This window comes from Desulfuromonas sp. DDH964 (assembly GCF_001611275.1).
Classification (GTDB): domain Bacteria; phylum Desulfobacterota; class Desulfuromonadia; order Desulfuromonadales; family DDH964; genus DDH964.
In genome coordinates this window covers 2387286-2408925 of record NZ_CP015080.1, presented here as the reverse complement: position 1 = coordinate 2408925, position 21640 = coordinate 2387286, and the positions used below count along the sequence as shown (strand labels likewise).

General features: G+C 60.5%; 21 protein-coding genes, 1 pseudogene and 1 riboswitch. Of the genes and pseudogenes, 12 read left to right on the top strand and 10 right to left on the bottom strand.

Annotation, left to right across the window (positions count from 1 at the left end; genetic code table 11):
- Positions 1 to 39 precede the first annotated feature (39 nt).
- Entirely contained in the window at positions 40 to 1458 is a 1419-nt protein-coding gene (locus tag DBW_RS11070) for a phosphoglucomutase/phosphomannomutase family protein (protein ID WP_066727590.1), read from the top strand.
- 307 nt (positions 1459 to 1765) lie between these two features.
- Entirely contained in the window at positions 1766 to 2650 is an 885-nt protein-coding gene (locus DBW_RS11065) for a bifunctional methylenetetrahydrofolate dehydrogenase/methenyltetrahydrofolate cyclohydrolase (protein WP_066727589.1), read from the top strand.
- Between the two features lie 21 nt (positions 2651 to 2671).
- Here DBW_RS11065 and DBW_RS11060 read toward each other — a convergent pair whose 3' ends face one another.
- Both DBW_RS11060 and DBW_RS11055 read right to left on the bottom strand, forming a co-directional pair.
- Complete coding sequence (locus DBW_RS11060; RefSeq protein ID WP_066729803.1) at positions 2672 to 3061, bottom strand: rhodanese-like domain-containing protein; 390 nt, start codon at positions 3059 to 3061, stop codon at positions 2672 to 2674.
- A 34-nt stretch (positions 3062 to 3095) separates the two neighbouring features.
- The gene (locus DBW_RS11055) at positions 3096 to 3683 is read right to left on the bottom strand and encodes a nitroreductase family protein (protein ID WP_082820312.1); all 588 of its coding nucleotides are present in this window, start codon (positions 3681 to 3683) and stop codon (positions 3096 to 3098) included.
- Positions 3684 to 3980: 297 nt separating this feature from the next.
- On the opposite strand from DBW_RS11055, the gene DBW_RS11050 reads away from it, so the two are divergent.
- From DBW_RS11050 to DBW_RS18170, 3 genes are all read left to right on the top strand, one after another.
- Positions 3981 to 4979, top strand: coding sequence for an integron integrase (locus tag DBW_RS11050; protein WP_066727587.1), 999 nt, complete (start codon positions 3981 to 3983; stop codon positions 4977 to 4979).
- Positions 4980 to 5179: 200 nt separating this feature from the next.
- Complete coding sequence (locus DBW_RS18175) at positions 5180 to 6031, top strand: hypothetical protein (protein WP_082820311.1); 852 nt, start codon at positions 5180 to 5182, stop codon at positions 6029 to 6031.
- On the top strand, positions 6028 to 6483 hold the full coding sequence (locus DBW_RS18170) for a hypothetical protein (RefSeq protein WP_082820310.1): 456 nt from the start codon (positions 6028 to 6030) through the stop codon (positions 6481 to 6483). The genes DBW_RS18175 and DBW_RS18170 overlap by 4 nt, the downstream gene beginning before the upstream one ends.
- Positions 6484 to 7003: 520 nt before the next feature.
- Here the strand turns inward: DBW_RS18170 and DBW_RS11045 are convergent.
- On the bottom strand, positions 7004 to 8053 hold the full coding sequence (locus DBW_RS11045) for an IS110 family transposase (RefSeq protein ID WP_066723639.1): 1050 nt from the start codon (positions 8051 to 8053) through the stop codon (positions 7004 to 7006).
- A 65-nt stretch (positions 8054 to 8118) separates the two neighbouring features.
- Here DBW_RS11045 and DBW_RS11040 point away from each other — a divergent pair, with 65 nt between their 5' ends.
- Complete coding sequence (locus DBW_RS11040) at positions 8119 to 8535, top strand: hypothetical protein (RefSeq protein WP_066727586.1); 417 nt, start codon at positions 8119 to 8121, stop codon at positions 8533 to 8535.
- A 261-nt stretch (positions 8536 to 8796) separates the two neighbouring features.
- Positions 8797 to 8890: riboswitch (cyclic di-GMP riboswitch) on the top strand.
- Between the two features lie 204 nt (positions 8891 to 9094).
- Positions 9095 to 10549 carry a substrate-binding periplasmic protein gene (locus DBW_RS11035; protein WP_066727585.1) on the top strand — a complete coding sequence of 485 codons (1455 nt, stop codon included), beginning with the start codon at positions 9095 to 9097 and terminating at the stop codon, positions 10547 to 10549.
- Positions 10550 to 10572: 23 nt separating this feature from the next.
- On the opposite strand, the gene DBW_RS11030 is transcribed toward DBW_RS11035, so the two are convergent.
- The 4 genes and pseudogenes from DBW_RS11030 to DBW_RS11015 all read right to left on the bottom strand — a co-directional run bounded on the left by DBW_RS11030 (position 10573) and on the right by DBW_RS11015 (position 12392).
- Positions 10573 to 11292: a YkgJ family cysteine cluster protein gene (locus DBW_RS11030; protein ID WP_066727584.1), complete on the bottom strand. Its 720-nt coding sequence runs from the start codon at positions 11290 to 11292 to the stop codon at positions 10573 to 10575.
- A gap of 13 nt (positions 11293 to 11305) precedes the next feature.
- Positions 11306 to 11851 (bottom strand): annotated as a pseudogene (locus DBW_RS11025) (DsbA family oxidoreductase); the annotation flags it as partial.
- Between the two features lie 76 nt (positions 11852 to 11927).
- Positions 11928 to 12197, bottom strand: coding sequence for an OsmC family protein (locus DBW_RS11020; protein WP_066727582.1), 270 nt, complete (start codon positions 12195 to 12197; stop codon positions 11928 to 11930).
- Positions 12198 to 12392 carry a hypothetical protein gene (locus DBW_RS11015; RefSeq protein WP_066727581.1) on the bottom strand — a complete coding sequence of 65 codons (195 nt, stop codon included), beginning with the start codon at positions 12390 to 12392 and terminating at the stop codon, positions 12198 to 12200. It abuts the gene before it with no gap.
- Positions 12393 to 12585: 193 nt separating this feature from the next.
- Here DBW_RS11015 and DBW_RS11010 point away from each other — a divergent pair, with 193 nt between their 5' ends.
- A complete protein-coding gene (locus tag DBW_RS11010; protein WP_066727580.1) occupies positions 12586 to 13527 on the top strand; it encodes a mechanosensitive ion channel family protein in 942 nt (313 codons plus the stop codon).
- Positions 13528 to 13640: 113 nt separating this feature from the next.
- Here the strand turns inward: DBW_RS11010 and hcp are convergent, their stop codons facing one another.
- A complete protein-coding gene (gene hcp, locus DBW_RS11005; RefSeq protein ID WP_082820482.1) occupies positions 13641 to 15254 on the bottom strand; it encodes a hydroxylamine reductase in 1614 nt (537 codons plus the stop codon).
- A 244-nt stretch (positions 15255 to 15498) separates the two neighbouring features.
- Here hcp and DBW_RS11000 point away from each other — a divergent pair, with 244 nt between their 5' ends.
- The 4 genes from DBW_RS11000 to DBW_RS10985 all read left to right on the top strand — a co-directional run bounded on the left by DBW_RS11000 (position 15499) and on the right by DBW_RS10985 (position 19445).
- On the top strand, positions 15499 to 15999 hold the full coding sequence (locus DBW_RS11000; protein ID WP_066727578.1) for an EVE domain-containing protein: 501 nt from the start codon (positions 15499 to 15501) through the stop codon (positions 15997 to 15999).
- 40 nt (positions 16000 to 16039) lie between these two features.
- Complete coding sequence (locus tag DBW_RS10995) at positions 16040 to 18403, top strand: DUF748 domain-containing protein (protein ID WP_066727577.1); 2364 nt, start codon at positions 16040 to 16042, stop codon at positions 18401 to 18403.
- A 60-nt stretch (positions 18404 to 18463) separates the two neighbouring features.
- Entirely contained in the window at positions 18464 to 18958 is a 495-nt protein-coding gene (locus tag DBW_RS10990) for a ferritin-like domain-containing protein (protein WP_066727576.1), read from the top strand.
- Positions 18959 to 19103: 145 nt separating this feature from the next.
- Positions 19104 to 19445 carry a PilZ domain-containing protein gene (locus DBW_RS10985; protein ID WP_066727575.1) on the top strand — a complete coding sequence of 114 codons (342 nt, stop codon included), beginning with the start codon at positions 19104 to 19106 and terminating at the stop codon, positions 19443 to 19445.
- Positions 19446 to 19587: 142 nt separating this feature from the next.
- Here the strand turns inward: DBW_RS10985 and DBW_RS10980 are convergent, their stop codons facing one another.
- On the bottom strand, positions 19588 to 20592 hold the full coding sequence (locus DBW_RS10980; protein WP_066727574.1) for a glycosyltransferase family 2 protein: 1005 nt from the start codon (positions 20590 to 20592) through the stop codon (positions 19588 to 19590).
- Complete coding sequence (locus DBW_RS10975) at positions 20589 to 21530, bottom strand: AEC family transporter (protein WP_066727573.1); 942 nt, start codon at positions 21528 to 21530, stop codon at positions 20589 to 20591. The genes DBW_RS10980 and DBW_RS10975 overlap by 4 nt, the downstream gene beginning before the upstream one ends.
- Positions 21531 to 21640 lie beyond the last annotated feature (110 nt).

Below are 21640 nucleotides of genomic sequence, written 5' to 3'. Positions count from 1 at the left end.
TCACTGCTGGCACTCACATTGAACTGGAGGAGACTTTTTATGCGGATCACCTTTGGCACTTCGGGCTGGCGCGGCATCTTCTGTGAAGATTTCACCTTCGAAAACGTCAAGATCGTCAGTCAGGCGATTGCCGATCACCTGCAGGCGCTCGGTACCGCCAGCCGCGGCGTGGTGATCGGCCACGACAGCCGTTTCATGGGCGAGCGGTTCGCCCGGGAGACTGCCCGCGTTCTCGCCGGGTCCGGAATCCACTCCTTTCTCTGCGATCGCGATACGCCGACCCCGGTCATTGCCTTCGAAATCATCCGCCGTCAGGCCGCCGGGGGGATCAACTTCACCGCCAGCCACAATCCGCCCGAGTACAACGGTCTCAAATTCTCTCCAGAGAGCGGCGGGCCGGCCCTGCCCGAGACGACCCGCGATATCGAGAAGCGGGCCAATGCCATGCTCGGCGAAATCTGCTACCGGGAAATGGACCTGAAATCGGCCTGCCAGGCCGGGCTGGTGGAAGAGATCGACCCCCGTGCCGACTATTTCGCCCGCCTGCGGCAATTGGTCGATTTTGCCGCCATCGCCAGGGCGGGGATGACCATTGCCGTCAATCCGATGTATGGTGCCGGACGGGGCTACCTCGATGTTCTGCTGCAGGAGGCGGGAGTTGAAGTGGTTACCCTCAATAACCACCGCGACCCCTATTTCGGCGGCCTGCCGCCGGAGCCATCAGCCGAGCATATCGAGGATTTCATCGACCTGGTCCGCAGCGATGCAAAGATCCGCATCGGGCTGGCGACGGACGGTGACGCCGACCGCTACGGGATTGTCGACTTCGACGGCAGCTTCATCGAACCGAACTATATCCTCGCCCTGCTCTTCGACTTCCTGGTGCGGGTCAAGGGGAAGAACGGCGACATCGCCCGCTCCGTCGCCACCTCGCATTTCGTCGATGCCGTCGCCCGCCATCACGGCTTGCAGGTGCTGGAGACGCCGGTCGGTTTCAAGTACATCGGCGAGTACATCAGCCAGGACCGCATCCTCATCGGCGGCGAGGAGAGCGCCGGGCTGACCGTGCGTGGCCACGTTCCCGACAAGGACGGCATTCTCGCCTGTCTGCTGGTGGCCGAGATGGTGGCGGTGGAAGGAAAGTCGCTGGGGGAGCTCCTCGCCGATCTCTACCGGCGGGTCGGTGAGTTCCACACCCGGCGCGAGAATATCCACCTTTCGCCGGAGCTGGAGGCGGGGTATGGCGCCAAGGTCGCCACTCCTCCGGCCGAGATTGCCGGCAAAAAGGTCGAGCAGGTGATCACCATTGACGGTGTCAAGCTCCTCTTCCGTGACGGTTCCTGGGTACTCTTTCGCAAGTCGGGGACCGAGCCGGTAGTCCGGGTCTATGCCGAAGCCGACAGCGCATCGGAACTGGAGCGGCTGCTGACCGCCGCTGCCGACTTCGTGCGCAGCTGATCCGGGGAAATTTTCGAGGAAAACGACAAGGGCGGAGCCATCTGGCTCCGCCCTTGTCGTTTTGCAGGAGAGGTCGGCACGCGACCGGCAATGGTCCGCCTCAGGAAAAGCCGGAACCGGACGGGGCGGCGCAGCAGGCGTTGTCACTGGTATCTATTTCAGTTCCGGAATGCAAGGGTGATTGGAACGGGGCAGGGCGGTTTGGGGTATACAGGATGGGGTATACAGGATTGCTCCCGGGGGCCGGCTGTGTTAGCTTTTTCGCGCCGGCCGGTCTGCCGCCGCATCCCTTGAGGAGGTCATTGCCATGCTGGTCACCCCTGCTACCGTTGCCGCCCGCTACCGCGCCGAAATCCGCCAGGAAATCCGTGCCCTGGCAACCGAACTGAAGGTGGTCGGTTTTCTTGCCGGCGACTATGGGCCGTCATTGACCTATGCCGAGTATACCCGCAGTGCCTGTGCCGATCTCGGCATCGTCTATGAGCTGCGCATCCTGCCGCGGCTCAAGCTGGAGCAGGGGATCCGTCAGGCCAATGCCGACCCGACGGTGCACGGCATCATGGTCTACTACCCGATCTTCGGCAACGAGCAGGATCGCTACCTCAAGGACCTGGTCGATTATCGCAAGGATATCGAGGGGCTGGGCGCCTACTGGATCGGCAAGCTTTACGAGAATGAGCGCCTGGTACGCGGCGCCGAACAGAGCGGCAAGGCGGTGGTCCCCTGCACCGCCCTCGCCATCCTCAAGGTTCTCGAGGCCAACGGCGCCTACGGCGCGAGCGGCACCCGGCCTGCCGAGGGCAAGACGGTGGCCATCTTCAATCGCAGCGAAGTGGTCGGCCGGCCGCTGGCGGTGATGATGTCCAACGACGGCGCGCGGGTCTTCTCCTTCGATGAGCAGGGGCCGCTCCTCTACCGCGACGGCCACGCCGAAGAGACCGAAATCAGCCGCAGCGAGGCTCTGCGGCAGTCGGACCTTGTCATCACCGGCGTCCCCAGTCGCAGCTTCCCGAAGATCCGCCTGGAGGAACTCCCGCCTCATGCCATCTGCCTCAACTTCGCCACCGTCAAGAACTTCGCGCCGGAGGTGGAGGAAGAGGCCGAACTCTTCATCCCCCGCGTCGGCCCGGTGACGGTGGCGATGTGCATGCGCAACACCCTGCGCCTCCATCGGACCTACGGCGTGCGTTGAGACGGGCGCTGCGACCCCTCGTTATTTCTTCAATTCCTCCACTGCGCCGCCGGCCGCTTTCCAGGCCTCGAAACCGCCCGCGATGTGGCAGACGTTCTCCAGCCCCATCTGCTGGGCGACCTGGGCTGCCAGGGCCGAGCGCCAGCCGAGGTTGCAGTAAAAGACGAAGCGCCGCTCCTCGGTGAAGAGGGGCTTGTGGTAGGGGCTCTGCGGGTCGATCCAGAATTCGAGCATCCCCCGCGGGACATGCCGGGCGCCAGGAATTTTCCCTTCCCGCTGCAGCTCGCGGATATCGCGCAGATCGACGAAGAGGGTTTCTTCCCGGCTGGCGACGTCCAGCGCCTGGGCGGCGCTGATGGTTTCGATCTCCGCTTCAGCGCGGCGCACCATCTCTTTAAAACCGACCTTTATCTGCATGGTTGGACTCCTTTTCTGATAATTAAGGTTAAGGGCGAAAGGGGCCTTCGCAGATTGTTTCGGCCAGGGGACGCCGGTCATTGGGCATCTCCTTGGCGCGTAAATTTTCGGGCAGGGAGTCCTTCTCTCCCGGCATCCCGACCGCCACCATCGCTTCGACCTGGTAACCTTCCGGGACGGCGAGAACTGTCCTGGCCCGTTCGTAATCGAACCCCTGCATGCCATGGGCGACATAGCCGCGCAGCAGCGCCTGCAAGGCGAGGTTCTCCCAGGCGGCGCCGGTATCGAAAGAGTGGGTGCGCGCCGGCTTGCCGTTGTGATCGAAGGTCGTCTTCGACAGGAAAAGGAGCAGGGCAGCCGCATTGGCGGCCCAGGCCTGGTTCGACTCGACCAGCAGGTCGAGAAAAAGCGGCCAATGCTCGCTCTCCCGCCGCGCGAAGAGGATGCGCCAGGGCTGGTTGTTGAAGGCTGACGGCGCCCAGCGCGCCGCCTCGAACAGGATCATCAGCTCTTCTTCCGGGATCCCCTCCCCGGACATCGCCCGTGGCGACCAGCGGTCGAGAAATAGGTTGTCCACCGGGTAGTCGGCCCGCCTCTGCTTACTCCCTTTTTCCATCCTCGTCTCCTTTTCCGGGCCAGTTCCGGGTCCCGTTGGTTTTCTCCCCATTATACGGTCCTGCTGGCGGATTGCCTGGAATTTGCAACCGCACGGCCTTTTGCCATGAAGGTTTCTGCACGGCGACGGGCCATCCTGTCGGGGCGCGGTTGTAAACTGCAGGCCGGATAAAGCAATCAAACAACTACGTTCCCCCCATAACCACGCCGGGCTATCAGATAATTGTCAGAGTTGCCAAGGTAGGATAACGGTCTCAATGCGAGGAAGTTCCTTTCACCGCAGCAGGAGGGGGAGTGGATGGACAAAGAAGAAGGCACCTTGGCGCCAACCGAAGGGCAGCCACCCAAACTTCTCGACCGGTTGAGCCACGAACTGCGGGCCCGTCATTACAGCCGCAGGACCGAAGCAACCTACCGCGAATGGATTCGGCGCTACATCTTCTTTCACGGAATCCGCCATCCTGGTGAGATGGCCGAGCCGGAGATCAATGCATTTTTGACCCACTTGGCCGTCGACAAGAAAGTCAGTTCCTCCACTCAGAACCAGGCATTGGCCGCCCTGTTGTTCCTTTACCGTCATGTCATCGGCCAGGACGTGGGAGACCTGGGGGACGTCATTCGTGCCCGAAAGCCGACCAGGCTTCCGGTCGTGATGACCCGCGAAGAGGTGAAGATCGTTCTGGACCACCTGGAAGGGGACAAGTGGCTCATGGCCACGCTGATGTACGGGGCCGGGTTACGCCTGATGGAATGCGTGCGATTGCGGGTACAGGACATCGATCCACCGCGCAGGGAGGTTCTGGTCCGGAATGGCAAGGGAGCGAAGGATCGCATCACCATGTTGCCGGAGGCTCTCGATGGGCCACTCCAGGAACATCTCGCCAAGGTCAAGATCATCCATGAAAAGGATCTGGCCGACGGCTGGGGAAGGGTGCAACTGCCGGAGGCGCTCGATCGGAAATACCCCAATGCCCCAGCGGAGTGGCGCTGGCAATGGGTCTTTCCCCAGGAGAAGCGTTGGACCAACCCGAAAACCAGGGAGCAGGGGCGTCACCACATCGATGCCTCTCTGGTTCAAAAAGCAATGCGCATTGCCGTTAACCAGGCAGGCCTGGTCAAACGGGCAACCTGTCACACCTTCCGGCACTCGTTCGCAACGCATCTTTTGGAAAGTGGATACGACATACGAACGGTTCAGGAACTCCTCGGCCACAACGACGTAAAGACCACCATGATTTATACGCATGTCCTCAATCGCGGGCCATCAGGAGTAAAAAGCCCCATGGACGGCCTCTGATATCTTAGGACTGCCGGGCGTCTTATACGGATCCGTATAAAACTCCGTCATAAGACGTTGTTGGTTGAAATTGCCTGCGGATTAAGCTATTTGTAACCCGTTCGACAATTTGCAAAATTGTGGGATTTTGGCCATCGGGGCCAAGCCCGGCGTCTTATACGGATCCGTCTAAACACTGTTAGCCATTGAAATGGAATAACATGAAGAATTCAGAATCCCAATTTGAAATGTTCCGCTACCAATTGCTGCCAATTGACAGGTACCTACAAGGCGACTTATTTGAAGACATATCCACTGTAGAGGATCTGCTTAAAAAGAAAAATAATCTTTTTAGTAGAGTCCTTAGCTCAAAAAAGGATTTTTCAAACAAAAAGACACAAACAGCTACAAAATTACTTCTAAATACAGAAGACTTTTTTCTTTTTAGGATTGCGGCGAACAGATCTCTACATAGAGAAACTAAAGAATTTAAGGAAGAATATCTCGACAATTGGCCATCAATACTCGTTGCTGTCTGGAATGACCCCGAAGTGCAAATAGTTGCAGTTCAAAAACGCACATCTGCATTTCAGCATACTGAAACAGTAGTTAAGTTAATCCTAGATGGAATCCGTTCAAGTTTAGCGGGTTACCATTTGAGGGCTATACATGAACCGATGGTCGAGCGGAAGGTTTTCTGGCAAATTGTCGAAAAATATTACAATAAAATTCAAAAAATTGAGTTTGAATTTATCACACCTAATATGGCCAATATTTCAGGTAACCTCCCTGAAAGTTTGAAAGAATTTGCTAAAGCAGCAAACTCAGTGAAAAACAAATTAGAAATCGAAGCAGACCCTGATTCAAGCCTCCATATTGAAAAAAACAATAACACCATCAGCTCCCTCGCCGATTACACAAGTGATGGCGGCGGAAATGTAGCCTTAAAAGTAAGGGGACTTTCGAAAAAAATAAATACCTCTAAAACAATCAAGCACGTTGAAGTTTCTGAATTATCTCTTCAAGGAACAGCAGAGGAAGTAGCTGAAATCCTAAAGGAGCTAATGAAATGATTTCTCAAGTACTAAAAACAAGCATCATGTCAATTGGCTTAGGGTTTCTCGCACAAATCTTCCAGTCATCACTCAATACAGAATATTTAAATAAATTTTTAGAGCAAAATTTAATTACAATTTTAATTGCACTTCTTGCCATAAATTCTGCAACACTAGGAATAGTTTTGACAAAAATTAGAGACCTTGTTGAAAAATATGGTAATGCAAGTTGTTTTAATAATATTAAAAACCATATGGTTCTTTCAGTAAAAGAGCAAATTTGCTTAATAATTGTATCTATAATATTTCTTACATTATTAAGTTCAAATAAAATTAGCTGTTTTTCTGATTTAAAACTATTGCTTGATTCAATAACGGTCGGAATATTTGCATACTCTCTTTTTGTTCTTTATGACACAGCAAAAAGTGTATTAATAATAATTGATTTCGAAATTGAAACTGATGGCTAACCCTTATCAGGCCCCCGGCCGTCAAGGGTAAAAAAGTCCGATAACGAAAAAGGTTTTCCCTCCCGTTCTTTGACATGCGACTGATCACTTAAGAGCCAACCGGGTTCCGGCTTGGGATTCTCTTCTGGCTGCAGACGAATTCTGCTCCAAACACTTATCGAGGCTCTTGATGCAGGGGCCGGTCTTTGTCGACCTGGTTCTCCCTGCCGCCTGGAATCACGCTCGTGCCCTCATGCCGTCCCAATCAAAATAGCGAGGTCCATCTTGGTGCCGATGGCCGCAGTTAGGTGCGGGATCGGGGAAGGGGCAGAATCCGGCGCGGGCCCTTTGGACCATCGCGCAAGCTGTTGGAGCGGGGCGGACCTCCAATCAAAACAAACCGGCTGGCGGAAGTTGGCGGATGATGCGGCCCAAGTCGGGCTGTTGGCCCAGAAGTCTGCGCTTGCTTATGGCCGCCGAGCTTATCTCGCCGCTGTGGTTGCCTCCAGTTAGACGGTCTGGCTGATCCGCCCCCTCCGCGTCAGGCGGCCTTGCGCAGGAACCTGTCCTGGTCGAAGGGCACCTGATTTTTGAGCATGTAATAGACGGCACGACCGAGACGATGGGCCAGGATGGCCAGGGCTTTCCCCTTGCCGTGCTTGCTGGCCAGGCGTTGCAGCATGGTTTGAGCCGGCTTGTTCCCTTTGAGCATCAGCACCACGGCCTCGCCAAAAGCCCAGCGCAGATGGGCGTTGCCGATCTTCTTGCCCGAATGGCCATAATGCTTGCCGTTCGATTCCTTGCCCGGCTTGACCAGCCGGCAATAGGAGGCAAAGTCCTGCTCGCGGGGGAAGCGGGCGATGTCCTCGATCTCGTAGAGCATCACCATGCCGAGGATCTTGCCGACCCCGGGAATCGATTTGAGCAGCGCCAGGTTGATCGGATCATGACCGGTGGCGATGCGCTCCAGTTCCCGCTCCAGTCGATCCAGCAGCTGTTCGTAATGTTCGATGGTGAGCAGGTCGACCTCGACCATGCGACGTACCACCGAATCGGGAAACTTTTTGAGCAGATCACCGCGCTCGCTCGGTTTGGCGATACGTCCCAGCGGCTCGGGGAGGTTGTACTGGGTGGCGGTGTTCTGGATGTGGGCGAAGAGTTCGCCCCGTTTGCGGGCGAGATGATTGCGGCGGCGCAGCAAGTCCCTCGTCGCCCGCATCGGCTTGGGGTAGGTATAGGCCAGCGGAAAAGAACCGCCGCGCAGCAGTACGGCGATCTTGTGGGAATCGATGCGATCGTTCTTGGCCTTGCCGCCGTGAATTGCCTTCATGTAGAGGGCATGACCGAGGACGAAGTCAATCTCCTGCTCGGTGCACAGATCGGCCAGCCAGTACCAGGTAAACATGCACTCGCAGCCGACCACGATGCCGGAGCGGTAGGGTTTGATCAGTCGCAGGAAGTTTTTCGGTTTGGTCGGGATGTTCTGATGAACCACCACCTCGCCGGTCGCATCAAGGATGCAGACGTACATGGCGTCTGCATGCAGATCGACGCCGCAATAGAATTGGTGCTGTTTCGTGTAGAATTTCATGGTGCAGGCTCCTTTCTTTGAGAGGGTTTCTTGTTTCTCAAAGGATACCGGATGGTCCGGTATCTATGGAGGGGGCCTGCACTAGTATCAAAATAATTAACCGGACTGATGATACAGGGGCGTTTATCGAAACGGTTTCTACTGAATTGTTCCGTCCCGCCGCAGCCGGTTATCACTACCGTTATGCCTCAAGAATGAATATGACTGAAAAAAGATACTTTTATGTAGTTTCGAAAATGGCCGAGAAATTGAAAATCCTCGGTTTTGAACTCACGAATTACACTGAGGAACCGAGGGCATTCAATAATTTTTTGGCCGAGTTTTCTGATGGAAGCTTTTCATTCACTTTCGTTCGAGATAGGTCTCAGTTCATTCTGAATGGCGAAAAGGATGAACTTGAACCTTATGGTCTTTGGAAGGCCTTCAATGGTCCAGACGAATTTTTAGATAAATTACTGTTTTGGCTTAAGAACAAGGCATAACCATGCCATCAAGCGGACGGAAAATGGCAGGGTGCTTCTCGAAAAACAAAACCTAAATTGTGGTTGGTCACGCAAGGTCGCGTTGCCGCCGCTTATTATCACCGTTAGGCCCCATGCCCACCACGATGCGCGGGGCAGGCTGCATCGCAACACCATCGGCCACTGCCTTCAGCAGTGCCATGTACCGCGCGTCCACCCCGCAGGCCATCCTTGACAAGCCTAGAAGATGATGTTTACTTCATGAAAGATTAGCGATCAAACCTCCGATAATGGCAAACCCGGAGAAATCCGGCGACGCAAAGCCATGGGTCCTCGGTACCGCATCCTGCGGGACCCGGATCGCCAGGTTTCCGACGAGGGAGATCCGATGCAGGTGCCTGGAACCGTTGCCAGCACTCAACCCGTTTCGGTGTTGAGTGCTGTTTTATATTTGGAGCAAATTCGCTCCGCAGGCTGAAGGGGCGGTACCCCATCCACTCCGTGAGGAGAGAACCCTATACCTTTCCCGCTGGCGTCGCCTGTTGGGAACAGCGGGATGAACATCGTATCGGAGGATTAGATGACCAGACTGGCCCTGTGCGCGTTCTTTTTTTTGTTGCTCTCCGCATTCGTACCCCTGCCTCCGGCGAACGCCGCCCTGCGGATTTTTACCGAGGCCTATCCCCCGCTCAGTTTCGCGGCGGACGGCCAGGTGACCGGCCTGGCTACGGAGGTGGTCCGGGAGTTGCTGCGCCGGACCGCGACTACGGCAGAAATCCGCCTGGTCCCCTGGCGGGAAGGGTACCGGTTGGTGCGGGAAGAACCCGATACGGCGCTCTTCTCCACCGCCATGACTCCGGAGCGTAAGGAACAGTTTCAGTGGGTCGGGCCGATCGGTATCCTGGAGACCAATCTCTATGCCCCCCGCGGGTCCGAGATAGAAATCCTCACCCTGGAGGCGGCGAAAGGAGCCCACCGGATCGCCACGGTCGCCGGCTACTACAGCGAACAGCTTCTGAAACAGGCCGGTTTCGCCAACCTGGAGAGTTGTGACAGCGAAAAGGAGGCACTGGAGAAGCTGCTGGCCGGGAAGGTGCAGTTGGTGGTCGGCAACAACACTGCACTGCCGGCGGTCCTGGAAAAAATCGGGGCGAACCCGGGTGACGTGAAGAGCGTCTTCAACCTGTCCACGGACCTGACCTACCTGGCCTTTTCCAGGGCGACCCCGGAGCAGCAGGTGAAACGCTGGCAGCAGGCGCTGGATGAGATGAAACGGGACGGCACCTTCGGGAAGATTTACGCCCGCTGGCTCCCTGCCGAGGCGCCTCCCGGCATCCTCCAACTGATGACCGAGCATTATCCGCCCGTCACCTTCCTGAAGAACGGTAAGGCGGGTGGGCTGGTCACCGACATGGTCCGGGAGATTGCAGCGCGCCGCAGTCTCCCCGCTGACATCCGCGTCACCTCCTGGAAGAACGCCTATGATCTCGCCCTGCACCAGCCGAACGTGGTGCTGTTCAGCACCGAGCGCACCCCGCAACGGGAAAAACTGTTCCAGTGGGTCGGTCCGGTCGGCCGCAACAGTGCTGTCTTCTATGCCAAAAAGGGCTCCCATGTCGAGGTGAAGAATCTGGCGGATGCCCGGGCGTTGGACGCCATCGCTACCACCAGCAACTGGTTCACCGAGCAGTATCTGAAGGAGGAGGGGTTTGCCAATCTGGTCAGTTCGCCGGAGCCGGCCGAAAGTGTCCGGCAACTGATGGAGGGGAGGGTGCGGTTATCCATCTTCACGGACCTCACCGTTGCGGAGATCGTTCGGGAGGCCGGCTACCGCATGGAGGATCTGGAACCGGTCTTCACCGTCACCCGGACCGATTTCTACATCGCTTTCTCCCGCGGGACCCCCGCCGCCGAGGTGGCGGCGTGGCAGGCGACCCTGGACGCCATGAAAGGGGATGGCACCTTTGCAGCGATCTGCCGGCGTTATCTGCCTGCGGCCGATCTGGCGGACCTGATCCGCACGGGAGCGCATTGACGGTTGCCTCCGGGAACGGACTGTTATGCGGGCATCGTGGGGCGGTCAGGAAATTGACCGGAAGGGGTGAGCCTGTTGCTCTCCAGCAGTCCCAGCACCGAGGCGCTGAGCCGCCGGCTGCGATCATCGCAGCCGGCTTCACGCAACCCTTCGGCCAGGGCGGTGAAAGCGCTTTCATAGACCTGGCCGTGACACAGGTCGGCCGTCAGTGACAATGTCTCGCCAAAGACCGCCCGGACTCTGGCCTGCTCGCAGTCTTCCGCGCTGGTGGAGGTCAGCTTGCGGCAGAGCAGGGGGCGCACCGGGTGAATCGAGCAGTTCCCCGCCGCATCCAGGAACGCGCAGGGGCGCTGCATCACCAGGCGTTCTTCATCGGTCATGCCGGCGGTCTCCCAATCGAGCTTCCGTAGTCGTTCCCGCACCTTTGCTCGCTGCTGCGGAGGGAGCCTGTTCACCTCCCGGGCCACCAGCAGCGCTTCGGGTTCCAGCACCGCGACGTTGACGATGCAGCAATGGCCGCAGCCGGGCCCGCAGGCGACCAGAGATGCTTCCTGGCGCAGGGTCGGCAGGATCGCCTCGGTTTTGGCGTGCATGGCCATCGCCGCCGCTATCTTTTCCTGATCACCGGTCCCGCTGCTAAATTCCCCCCGCACCTCGTTGAGGAGTTCGGCGTGAAAGGCCGGCCAGTCCATTGGGGTGAAAGATTGCCCGGCGGGACGGGGAATAGTCGGCGGGTCGATCATGCGGCCTCCTGGTTCAGCTTTGGCCGACCAGGGCCAAAAAATCCTCATATTGGGAAAAGCCGACCAGCCGCCGCTCCTGGCAGAGGTGGGTCGGTACTGCGCGTACGCCCAAGGTGCGGGCCCGTTCCCAGTCAGTATCGACCGCCGCGGCGAAAAGCCCGCCGGCGAGAACCGCCTTCGCCTCGACCGGGTCAAGGCCAAGGTTGGCGATGATTGTCAGCAATTCCTCTTCCTGGCTGATGTCGCGCCCTGCGCTGAAGTAGGCGGCGAAGGTGGCCATCCGGTAGCCTTCGCCCAGGCCCTTTCCTTCTGCCCATTTCCCCAACTCCTGAGCGCGGCGGCTGTTGACGGTGCGACTGCGGGGGACGATGCTCAGCCCCTCGTCCCGGGCCAGCCCTTGCAGGCGCTCCTGCAGCGCCCTGATCTCGGCCGCACTGCGTCCGAAAAGGTCGGCCAGTTCCGTCCCCTCGGGCGGCGTCTCCGGGTGCAGGGGAAAGACGCTCCAGCGCAGTTCGACCCCGCATTCGCGCTGCAATCGGTCGGTACGCACGGTACCGAGGTAGCACCAGGGTCAGATGTAGTCGAAGAAAACCTCGACGACGGGTGCGGCGGTCATCGCTTAATCCTCCCTCTTTTCACTCCACCACGGTGGTCAGCCTGTGATCGATGCGGATGCACCCGGTCACGCTCATCGCCCCCGGGCATTTTTCGATGTAGTTCGCCAGTGCCCAGCGGGCATCGGCTTCTTCTTCCGCCTTCAATTTCAGGGTGTAGTGAACCCGGATGACGGTGATCTTGAGGACGCCGTTGACATCCTCGATATCCCCCTCGATTTCGGCCCGGAAGCGGTCGGTATGACTCCTGATCTTTCTGGTCGCCAGCACGCTGGCGAAGGTTCCCATCATTCAGGCCGCGACGGCGCCGACGATGTGGTCGAGGGTGGCGGCGTGCTCCTCGACCGGATCGACCTGGTAGAACTTCTGGATGCCGCCGTGAATCCCGTAATAGACCGGGTCCTTGAAGCCCTCGATGCGGGCGATGCGGATCGGGCCGCGGTCGCGGGTGATAGTGATGCGCGAGGTGTGAATCGGTTCGGCCATGGCAAGGTCTCCTGGTGGGTCAGTTTCCAGCTGAATTTTGCTCGACAGTTAAACCTTACCATGCCGGGCCCGGGAAGCAAAAAGGGGGGAGTGTGCAAAGGAGATATCGCTCCAGCGGTCTGTTTTGACCTCGCTGGCGCGGTGCGTTACATTGGGTGCGTTGACAAAATCTACCTCTATCAAGGGAGAAGGCATGGATGTAATTGAGAACTATTTTGCCTCGTTCAGCTGGGATGCCATCATTAAGACCGGGCTGCGCGTCACTCTCATTCTGGTGGCAGCCTGGATTGCCACCAAGGTGTTGCAGCAGTTTATCAAGAGCTTTGAAAGGCGGTTGCTCGAAAAGAGCGCGGCCGGGGAGGAGCCGCCCAGCGAATCGGAAAAACGGATCGAAACCATTGTCCGCCTGATCCGGCAGGGCGCCCTGCTCATGCTGTGGCTGACGGTCGGCCTGGTGGTCCTCAAGGAATTCGGCGTCGAGATCGGTCCGATCATCGCCAGCGCGGGGATCGTCGGTCTTGCGGTCGGCTTCGGCGGCCAGAACCTGGTGCGCGATATCATCGCCGGCTTCTTTATCATCCTGGAAAACCAGATCCGCGTCGGCGATGTGGCGATTATCAACGGCACCGGCGGACTGGTGGAGAAGATCAACTTCCGCACCACCGTGCTGCGCGATCTCGGCGGCGTGGTGCATATCTTCCCCAACGGCACCATCAATACCCTCAGCAACCTGACCAATGAATGGTCGGCCAGCGTCTTCGAGATCGGGGTCGCCTACAAGGAGAATACCGATCGCGTCATCGCGATCATGCAGCAGGTCGGGGAGGGGATGCGGGGGGATGAGTACTTCGGTCCCCTGATGTTGGAAGCGCCGGAGATTTTCGGCGTGGACAAGTTCGCCGACTCCGCCGTCATCATCAAGGGGCGCATCAAGACCAAGCCGATCCGCCAATGGGAGGTCGGCCGCGAGTTCCTGCGCCGGGTCAAGTTCGCCTTCGATGAAAACCGCATCGAAATCCCCTTCCCGCACCGCTCTCTCTACTTCGGCGAAAAGAGCGGACCCTTCGAGTTCAACCAGCTGGTCAATAGTCAAGGGGGAGCCGCAGAGGATGTCACCTCCGCTCCGGGTAAATAGTGCAACCGCGACCGGGAGAGGAAGGGAGCGTACCCCTGCCGCCGGTTCTGCCACGCAAAAAGCCGGGCCCGAAATGGGCCCGGCTTTTTGCCGCTGGACAGCCTGGTGATCGATCAGCCGAGGATCTGCTTGAGATCGCCTTCGGCAGTGCCGATCGGGCCGATATTGAAGTTCTCGACCAGGAAATTGAGGACGTTGGGCGTGACGAAGGCCGGCAGCGACGGGCCGATCTTGATGTTCTTGATGCCGAGATGGAGCAGGGTCAACAGGATCGCCACCGCCTTCTGCTCATACCAGGAGAGGATCATCGACAGCGGCAGGTCGTTGACCTCGCACTCAAAGGCGCCGGCGAGAGCGACCGCGATCTGGATCGCGCTGTAGGCATCGTTGCACTGGCCGACGTCGAGCAGGCGCGGGATGCCGCCGATGTCGCCGAGGTCCATGGTGTTGAAACGGTACTTGCCGCAGGCGAGGGTGAGGATGACAGTATCCTTCGGCGCCTTCTCGGCGAACTCGGTGTAGTAGTTACGTCCCGACTTGGCGCCGTCGCAGCCGCCGACGAGGAAGAAATGCTTGATCTGGCCCGCCTTGACCGCGGCGATCACCTTGTCGGCGACGCCGAGGACGGCGTTGTGGCCGAAGCCGGTGAGGATCTCCTGGCCGGGATTGTCGGCAAAACCTTCACATTCCTGGGCCTTCTTGATGACGGCGGAGAAGTCCCAGCCCTCAACGTGCTTGACGTCGGGCCACTGCACCAGCCCCCAGGTGAAGAGGCGGTCCTTGTAGGCCTCGGCCGGGCGCTGGATGCAGTTGGTGTTGAAGATGATGGCGCCGGGGAAGGCAGGGAATTCCTTGGCCTGGTCCTGCCAGGCGCCGCCGAAGTTGCCGGCGAGATGGGCGTATTTTTTCAGGCCGGGGTAGCCGTGGGCGGGGAGCATCTCGCCGTGGGTATAGATGTTGATCCCTTTGCCTTCGGTCTGCTTGAGGAGTTCTTCGAGCATCTTCAGGTCGTGGCCGGAAACGAGGATCGCCTTGCCGGCCCTGGTGCCGAGTTGTACCTGTGTCGGCACCGGATGGCCGTAAGTGTCGGTGTGGGCGGTGCTGAGCAGCTCCATGGTGACCAGGTTGATGCGGCCGCACTCCATGGCGAGGCCGACGAAGTCCATCAGCCCGAGACTCGGGTCGAGGGTGGCGGCGAGGGCCTTGTGGGTGAAGGCGTAGATTTCGTCATTCTCGCGGCCGAGGATCAGGGCATGGTCGGCATAGGCGGCGTACCCTTTCATGCCGTATACCACGATCTCCTGGACCGACTTGACGTCGGGGTCGATGCTGTCGCTCTTGACGCCGTGGGCGGCGCCCTGGGCGATCAGCTCAGCGGTCGAACCAGCCGGCTGGAAACTGGCGGCGGCGGGGATGGACCCGGCGACGGGGCCGGCAAGGGCCTTGGCTTTCCCGAGCAGGGTGCCGGCCTTGCGCAGGGTCTTGGCGATATCTTCAGCGTCGAAGTCGACGTTGGTGACGGTGGTGAAGAGCCCTTCGATCATGAAACGGTCGATCTCGGCGTCCTTCTTGCCGGCGGCGCGGGCCTTGTCGGCCCAGAAGGCGATCCCCTTCAGGGTGTAGACCAGCAGGTCCTGCAGGGCGGCGACCTCGGGTTGCTTGCCGCAGACGCCGATCTTGGTGCAGCCCGTACCCTGAGCGGCTTGCTCACATTGGAAACAGAACATGTTCTCCATTGGTGTCCTCCTTGTGGTTGGTTGATAGGTCGTGGTTTCGGGGAGAGCCGGCAGCGGGAAGGATTCCTTGACAAGTGGTACGGTGCAGGGAAAACTTGCCGCGGCAACTGTTATAATTCCTGCACGCAGGTAAATCTGCTGCAGGTGGCGCTACCCTAGCGGTAAATTCTGGAAGCGGCTTTGACTTTGATCAAAAAGGGAAACAACAAATGAAAAAATTTCAGGACCCAGGCAGATGAAGGCTGTCATGTGCCGCTACTGGCTGCTGAAGTCGGAGCCGGGTTGTTTCTCCTTTGCCGATCTGCAGGGGGCGCCGGAGAGCACCAGTTCCTGGGACGGGGTCCGCAATTACCAGGCCCGCAACCTGCTGCGCGACGAGTTGCAGCCCGGTGACGGGATCCTATTTTACCACAGCAATATCCCGGCGCCAGCGATCGTCGGGCTTGCTGTTGTCGCGAGCAGGGGGTACCCCGATGCCACCGCCCTCGATCCGCGGGCGGAACACTTCGACCCCCGGGCCAGCGTCGACAACCCGATCTGGTTTCTGGTCGATGTCCGCGCCCTGCGGCCCCTGCCGCAGCCGCTGACCCGCGACGACCTGCGCCGGCATCCGGCACTGGCCGGAATGGAGCTGCTGCGCAAGGGGAGCCGGCTCTCGGTGCAGCCGGTGCGTGAAAGCGAATGGCGAGTCGTCCTCAACCTGGCCGGGGTCGCCGATCCCCTGCAGGAAATCTAGCGCTCCGCCTCTGGGTGGAGCAGGTTCTTGGGAGGTAGGAATGAAACGGATTGGACGCTGGCTGGCGATCGTCGCCGTCGTGGTGGTCGCTTTGCTGATCGCCGGATTTGTGCTGGTCAAGCTGCTGGTGACGCCGGAACGGGTTCGGGCCACCCTGGTGCCGCTGGCGGAAAAGGCGCTGCAGCGGCCGGTCGCCCTCGGTGAGATCAACATCGGGCTCTTCTCCGGGGTGCAGGTGGCCAACCTGGAAATCGGCGAACCCGATGGCCGTGAAAGCTTTGTCGCCGCCGACAAGGTGGTGCTGCGCTATCGCTTCTGGCCCCTGTTGCGGGGTCAGGTCGTCATCGACGAGGCGCGCCTGGTCGGACCGAAAATCCGCATCGTGCGGCTGGCCGATGGCCGTTTCAACTTCGACGACCTGGTCGCCGCGCCACCTGCAGGTTCGGAAACGCCAGCAGCGCCAGCGTCGCCAGGATCGGGAACCCCTATTGACCTAAGCATCTCCCGGGTCGCCATCGAAGGGGGGGAGGTGGTCTTCCTCGATTACCGAGTCGACGCCAAGGCCCCCTACCGGTTGAAGTTCTCCGCCATCGGCCTGGAGCTGCAGGATGTCTCCCTGACCCGGTCTTTCCCCTTCGAACTGCAGGCACGGATCAACGATGCCCAGCTCGAAATCAGCGGTGACGCCGACCTAGGGGCCCGCAAGGGGAACGCCCATGTGCGCCTCACCGATCTCGACGTGACCGGCTTTGCCCCCTATCTGCGCGGCCACATCCCCGGCACGCTCGGCGCGCTCAAGGTCAGCACCGACCTGACCCTGGCCGGTGATGCCAGCCAGCTCACATCCAGGGGAGAGCTGACCCTCGCCAACCTCGACCTCACCCTCGATGCGCTGCCGGATGCGCCGCTGCGCCAGGCCCGCCTCGGTCTCGACTATGCGATCAGGCTCGACCCGACCCGGCAGCAGCTGGCAATCGACAAGGGGCATTTCACCTTCAACGGTATCGCGGCAGAGCTGAGCGGCAGCGTCGCCGACTACGGGACCACCCCCCGGGTCGATCTCCAGCTGGCCCTGCCGGCCCTCGACCTGCGACAGGCCCTCGACGCCCTCCCGCCCGGGCTGGTCGCCGCGACGGACGGACTCGATCCGGCCGGAAAGCTCGATCTGCAGGCCCATCTCGCCGGAACCACCGATCACCCCGAGGCTCTCTTGCAGGAAGGGAGCCTGCGCCTGAGCGCGGTGCAGGCGAGCCTGGCCGGTCTGCGCCCGGCGCTCAATGGCAGTTTCGCCCTCAAGGGGGGCGCCCTCTCCAGCCAGGGGCTGCAGCTGGTTGCCGGCGACAATCGGGCCGATCTCGACCTCAAGGTGGCGAACCTCTTCGCCCGCCCGCTGGTGGTGAGCTTGAAAGTGAGCGCCGACCGCCTGCTGCTCGATCCACTGGTTGCCGCCGGCAACCCGCCCCCGGATACCCCGGCCGCGGATGCGCCGCCGTCTCCACCGGCAACCGAAGCGGGCCCCCTCGATCTGCCGCTTACGGCGGACGTCACCATGACAGTAAAGAAAACGATCTACCAGGGACTGGAGTGTCAGGATCTTTTCCTGCACGGGACGCTGGTGAAGAACATCCTGCAGATCGACAGCCTGCGCGGCAACCTCGCCGGGGGGAATTTCACCGACACCGCCCGCATCGACCTCGGTCGCCCCGGGTTCGCCTACCGCACCCACCTGGTGCTGACCGATATCGAGCTCGAGCCGCTGGTGGGCGCCCTGCAACCCGAGGCCAACGGCAAGCTGTCGGGAACCATTGCCCTGGTCACTGACCTGGCCGGTAACGGGACCCTGCCGGCGACCATCCGCCGCGAGCTCTCCGGCAACGGCGAGGTCACGCTCCGCAATGGACGCCTCGACGGCGGTGAACTGGCCCGGGGGCTGGCCACGGTCCTCGGCCTCGACGAGCTGCAGCGTCTGACCTTCCAGCAGTGGGACGGCAACTTCCGTATCGAGGCGGGGAAGGTGAAGTTCGACAGCCGCTTCAGTGGGGGTCAGCTCCGGTTGTCGCCGCAGGGGTCGGTCGGGCTGGACGGCAGCCTCAATGTCGTGCTCGATACCCGGGTCGCGCCGGAACTGACCGCCAAGCTCGACCAGCGCGGAAAGGTCAGCTCCTATTTCAAGGATGCTGACGGCTGGGGGCAGTTGCCCCTGAAACTGAGCGGCAATATCGACAAGCCGCACTTCGAGATCGACGCCCGCGCAGCGACGCGCCAGGCCGGGGAAAAGCTGCAGCAGAAACTGGAGCAGAAGCTGATCGACAAGCTCGGGCCCAAGGAGAAGGGGGAGCCGGCCGGCGGCACTGACCAGAAGAAGCTCCTCGAAGAGAGCATCCGCGGCCTGTTCAAAAATTGACAGGGGCGCTCTCCATGCAGTACAAAGAACGATCTTTTTTATGAAAGGGAGCCCGGCAAGATGGCAGGAATGGAAGACTACAGCGGTTTCGAGGTGATTCGCGCCGCCATGGAAATCGAGAAGAATGGCCACCGCTTCTACAGCGCCATGACCAATAAGGCCCGCAGCGAGCTGGCGCGGGAGATCTTTTCCTGGCTCGCCCAGGACGAAGTGCAGCACCTGCGTACCCTGGAGCGAATGGTGCCGCAGTTCCAGGAGGGTCAGTTCTGGGAGGACGAGGAACTCTTCCTCCCCTACCTGAAACGGTTTGCCGAGGAGAGCATCTTCCCCGCCCCGGAACGTCTTGAGGCGATGCTGGGAAGTGGTGATTCCGACCTGCAGGCCTTTGACCTGGCGATCGAGGCCGAAGAGAAGTTTGCCGCCTATTTCAACCTCGCCGCCAGCCAGGCCCGCAGCGCCGACGGGCGCCAGGCCTTTGCCTGGCTGGCCGGGGAGGAAGAGCGCCACGCCGCCGCCCTCAAGGAGCGCAAGGCAAAGCTGCAGGGCGCGGTCTGAAGAAGCCGTGCGCAGTCGCTGGGGAACCCTGCTTGGCTAGCCGTCGGTAACTACCCGTTTTGACCATTGTTATTTTTATCGTGAAATGGTACAAGGCACTGGTTCTACGCTTATTTCATGAATTCATTCAATGTTGGAGGCTGGCATGGCCAGTGACAAGCGCAATATCAGGCGGCACCGCAAGCGCCTGCAGATAAAGTTCGGAGTGGACGAGGCGGGCCGCTTCGGCTTCACCGAGGACATTTCCGATACCGGGATTTTCATCAAATCGGCAGTGGTGCAGAATCCCAATTCGGTTCTCAAGCTGGAGCTTACCTCTCCCGGCGGCGAGGTCATCCACCTGGTCGGAAGGGTGATGTGGGCGAAAAAGGTTCCGCCCAACCTGCTGCGTCGTCTCAAGGGAGGGATGGGGGTGCGCATCCTGCGTTTTACCAGTGGGGAGCCCCTCTATCGTTCTCTGCTCAGCGAACTGCAGGAGCGCACCTAGAGGCGTTCCTGCAACCCCTGCCGCACCGGAGACCATGGTCATGCGCGAACGGATTCTCCGCTGGCTCCCCTTCTTCCTGACTGCCTACCTGCTCGGTGAATGGCTGGTCAGCCTGCTCCACGAGTAGGTCGACCCCCCGGTTTCAGGTCACGCATAGAAAATCCCGCCCCTCCACCAGGCCGCGCTGCCTGGACCATTCACGGACCTGCTCCCTGGCGCCCCTGGCGCCGATCGTCACCAGAATCCTCGCCCCGCCCGCCTGCAGGGCATCGACAGCCACAACCGGCGCCTTGTGAATGACCTGGCCGATCTTGCGGCGGTCGACCTCGACCCAGCCGCTTACAGCGATCCCTGCCTCTGCCAGAGACTTGCGCCAGGCCTTCCCCTCTGTGCCGGCCCCCCATAAGGTTACCTGGGTCGCCCCGGCGAGAAAGGTCTGACGCAGGTGATGAATCTTGCAGGCGCGAAATGCTGCCGGACTGCAGGCGGGACTGGTGCGGGTCAGGCGGCGATCCCGGTCGCGCCAGAAAAGAAGCGGCTCCGGTAATCGGGCGAAGGTTCCCGGCCGGCGCGCCAGGCGCAACCAGAGGTCATAATCCTCGGCCCAGCCGAGATCGCGGTAGCCGCCGGCGGCCAGGACCTGCCCGGTCCGGAACATGACGCTGGGGTGGGCAAAGGGGGACTCGACGTAAAGGTCGCGGCGGATGGCGGCATCGTCGAGAAGGCTGTTCTGCCAACGCTCGTAGTCACGCATGCCACCCGCCAGCCGCGGCCGGGGAAAGTGGCGCACCCGGCTCGCTACCAGCAGGCACTCAGGATGATTCTGCAGGTAGCGCCACTGCCGGGCGAGGCGCTGGGGGTGGCAGACATCGTCCCCGTCCATGCGCGCCACCAAGGGCGCCCGGCAGGCGGCCAGGCCGCTATTGAGGGCGCTCACCAGCCCTTGCGGCGGCAGGGTCAGGAGGCGCACCCGGGGATCGAGAGCGGCGGCCGCGAGAAGTTGCGGGGTGCGGTCGGTCGAGCCGTCGTCGACGGCGACCAGCTCCCAGTCGGTAAAGGTTTGGCGTTGCAGGGAGGCGAGGGCGGCCGGCAGGAACTCTTCCTCGTTGCGGACTGTCAGCAGGATCGAGACTGCCGGGGAATTCACAGCCCGAGGGTCCGCAGGATCAGCAGGGCGATGGTGTAGGTGCCGGCGGAGAGGAGGGTTGAAAGCATGACGATGGAGGCCGCGAGTTCGGCATCGCTCTTGAGCTGGTGGGCCATGATGTAGGTTGCCGTCGCCGCAGGGGTTCCCGCCATCAGCACGCCGATCGCCAGGTCGATGCCGGAGACGCCGAGACCGACCAGGAGCAGGGCGGTGCCGAGGGGGAGCCAGAGCAGCTTGATGCCGGTGGCAAAGGCCGCCCGCACCAGGTCGCCGCGCAGCTTTTCGAGGGAAAAGGAGCCGCCGATGGCGATCAGGGCGAGGGGGAGGGTCATGCCGGTGGCGATATGCAGGCTGCGGTCGAGGACGGCGGGGAAGGGGAGCTTGAGAAAGCTCCAGGCGATGCCGGCGAAGGAGGCGATGATCAACGGATTGAGGAGGATCTGGCGGCCCCAGAAGCCGTAGCCGCGGCCGGTTTTCCTGTCGCGCTGGGGGAGGAGCAGGGCGAGGATGGCGAGGAAATTGAGGACCGGGACGAGAAAGCCCATGAGGATGCCGGCCCGGGTCAGGCCGTTTTCGCCGTAGGCATTGAAGACGATGGCGAGGCCCATGTAGGCGAGGTTGCCACGAAAGGAGCCCTGGCTGAAGGCGCCGTGCGCCGGCGGCGGATAGTGGCGCAGCGCCCCCCAGCCGTAGCTGACCAGGAAACCGGCGCCGATTCCGGCGGCGGAACCGAGGACCAGGGTGGGGTTGAAGTTGGCAAAAAAGTCGGCGCTGCCGATCTTGTAGAAGAGGAGGAGCGGCAGACAGATGTAGTAGACGAGGCGGTTGGTCTGCAGCAGGAAACCGGCGTCGATCAGCGCGAGCCGACGCAGCAGGTAGCCGAGGCCGATGACCAGGAAGACCGGCAGGACGATATTGAGGATGTCGAAAAAGAGCACCGGGGGAGGACCTCGCTTTGGATGGCGTTCCGGGAGGATACCCCGGGGAGGAAATCCTCTTCAAGATTATTCTCGAAGTCGCTTCCCCCTTGACGGCTGCCTGGCCGCAC

Bases quoted from the DNA above. Each gene is read 5' to 3' on its own strand.
- DBW_RS11070 (WP_066727590.1), top strand. From the start codon at position 40: ATGCGGATCACCTTTGGCACTTCGGGCTGGCGCGGCATCTTCTGTGAA.
- DBW_RS11065 (WP_066727589.1), top strand. From the start codon at position 1,766: ATGCTGGTCACCCCTGCTACCGTTGCCGCCCGCTACCGCGCCGAAATC.
- DBW_RS11055 (WP_082820312.1), bottom strand. From the start codon at position 3,683: ATGGAAAAAGGGAGTAAGCAGAGGCGGGCCGACTACCCGGTGGACAAC.
- DBW_RS11050 (WP_066727587.1), top strand. From the start codon at position 3,981: ATGGACAAAGAAGAAGGCACCTTGGCGCCAACCGAAGGGCAGCCACCC.
- DBW_RS18175 (WP_082820311.1), top strand. From the start codon at position 5,180: ATGAAGAATTCAGAATCCCAATTTGAAATGTTCCGCTACCAATTGCTG.
- DBW_RS18170 (WP_082820310.1), top strand. From the start codon at position 6,028: ATGATTTCTCAAGTACTAAAAACAAGCATCATGTCAATTGGCTTAGGG.
- DBW_RS11045 (WP_066723639.1), bottom strand. From the start codon at position 8,053: ATGAAATTCTACACGAAACAGCACCAATTCTATTGCGGCGTCGATCTG.
- DBW_RS11040 (WP_066727586.1), top strand. From the start codon at position 8,119: ATGGAGGGGGCCTGCACTAGTATCAAAATAATTAACCGGACTGATGAT.
- DBW_RS11035 (WP_066727585.1), top strand. From the start codon at position 9,095: ATGACCAGACTGGCCCTGTGCGCGTTCTTTTTTTTGTTGCTCTCCGCA.
- DBW_RS11030 (WP_066727584.1), bottom strand. From the start codon at position 11,292: ATGATCGACCCGCCGACTATTCCCCGTCCCGCCGGGCAATCTTTCACC.
- DBW_RS11020 (WP_066727582.1), bottom strand. From the start codon at position 12,197: ATGATGGGAACCTTCGCCAGCGTGCTGGCGACCAGAAAGATCAGGAGT.
- DBW_RS11015 (WP_066727581.1), bottom strand. From the start codon at position 12,392: ATGGCCGAACCGATTCACACCTCGCGCATCACTATCACCCGCGACCGC.
- DBW_RS11010 (WP_066727580.1), top strand. From the start codon at position 12,586: ATGGATGTAATTGAGAACTATTTTGCCTCGTTCAGCTGGGATGCCATC.
- hcp (WP_082820482.1), bottom strand. From the start codon at position 15,254: ATGTTCTGTTTCCAATGTGAGCAAGCCGCTCAGGGTACGGGCTGCACC.
- DBW_RS11000 (WP_066727578.1), top strand. From the start codon at position 15,499: ATGAAGGCTGTCATGTGCCGCTACTGGCTGCTGAAGTCGGAGCCGGGT.
- DBW_RS10995 (WP_066727577.1), top strand. From the start codon at position 16,040: ATGAAACGGATTGGACGCTGGCTGGCGATCGTCGCCGTCGTGGTGGTC.
- DBW_RS10990 (WP_066727576.1), top strand. From the start codon at position 18,464: ATGGCAGGAATGGAAGACTACAGCGGTTTCGAGGTGATTCGCGCCGCC.
- DBW_RS10985 (WP_066727575.1), top strand. From the start codon at position 19,104: ATGGCCAGTGACAAGCGCAATATCAGGCGGCACCGCAAGCGCCTGCAG.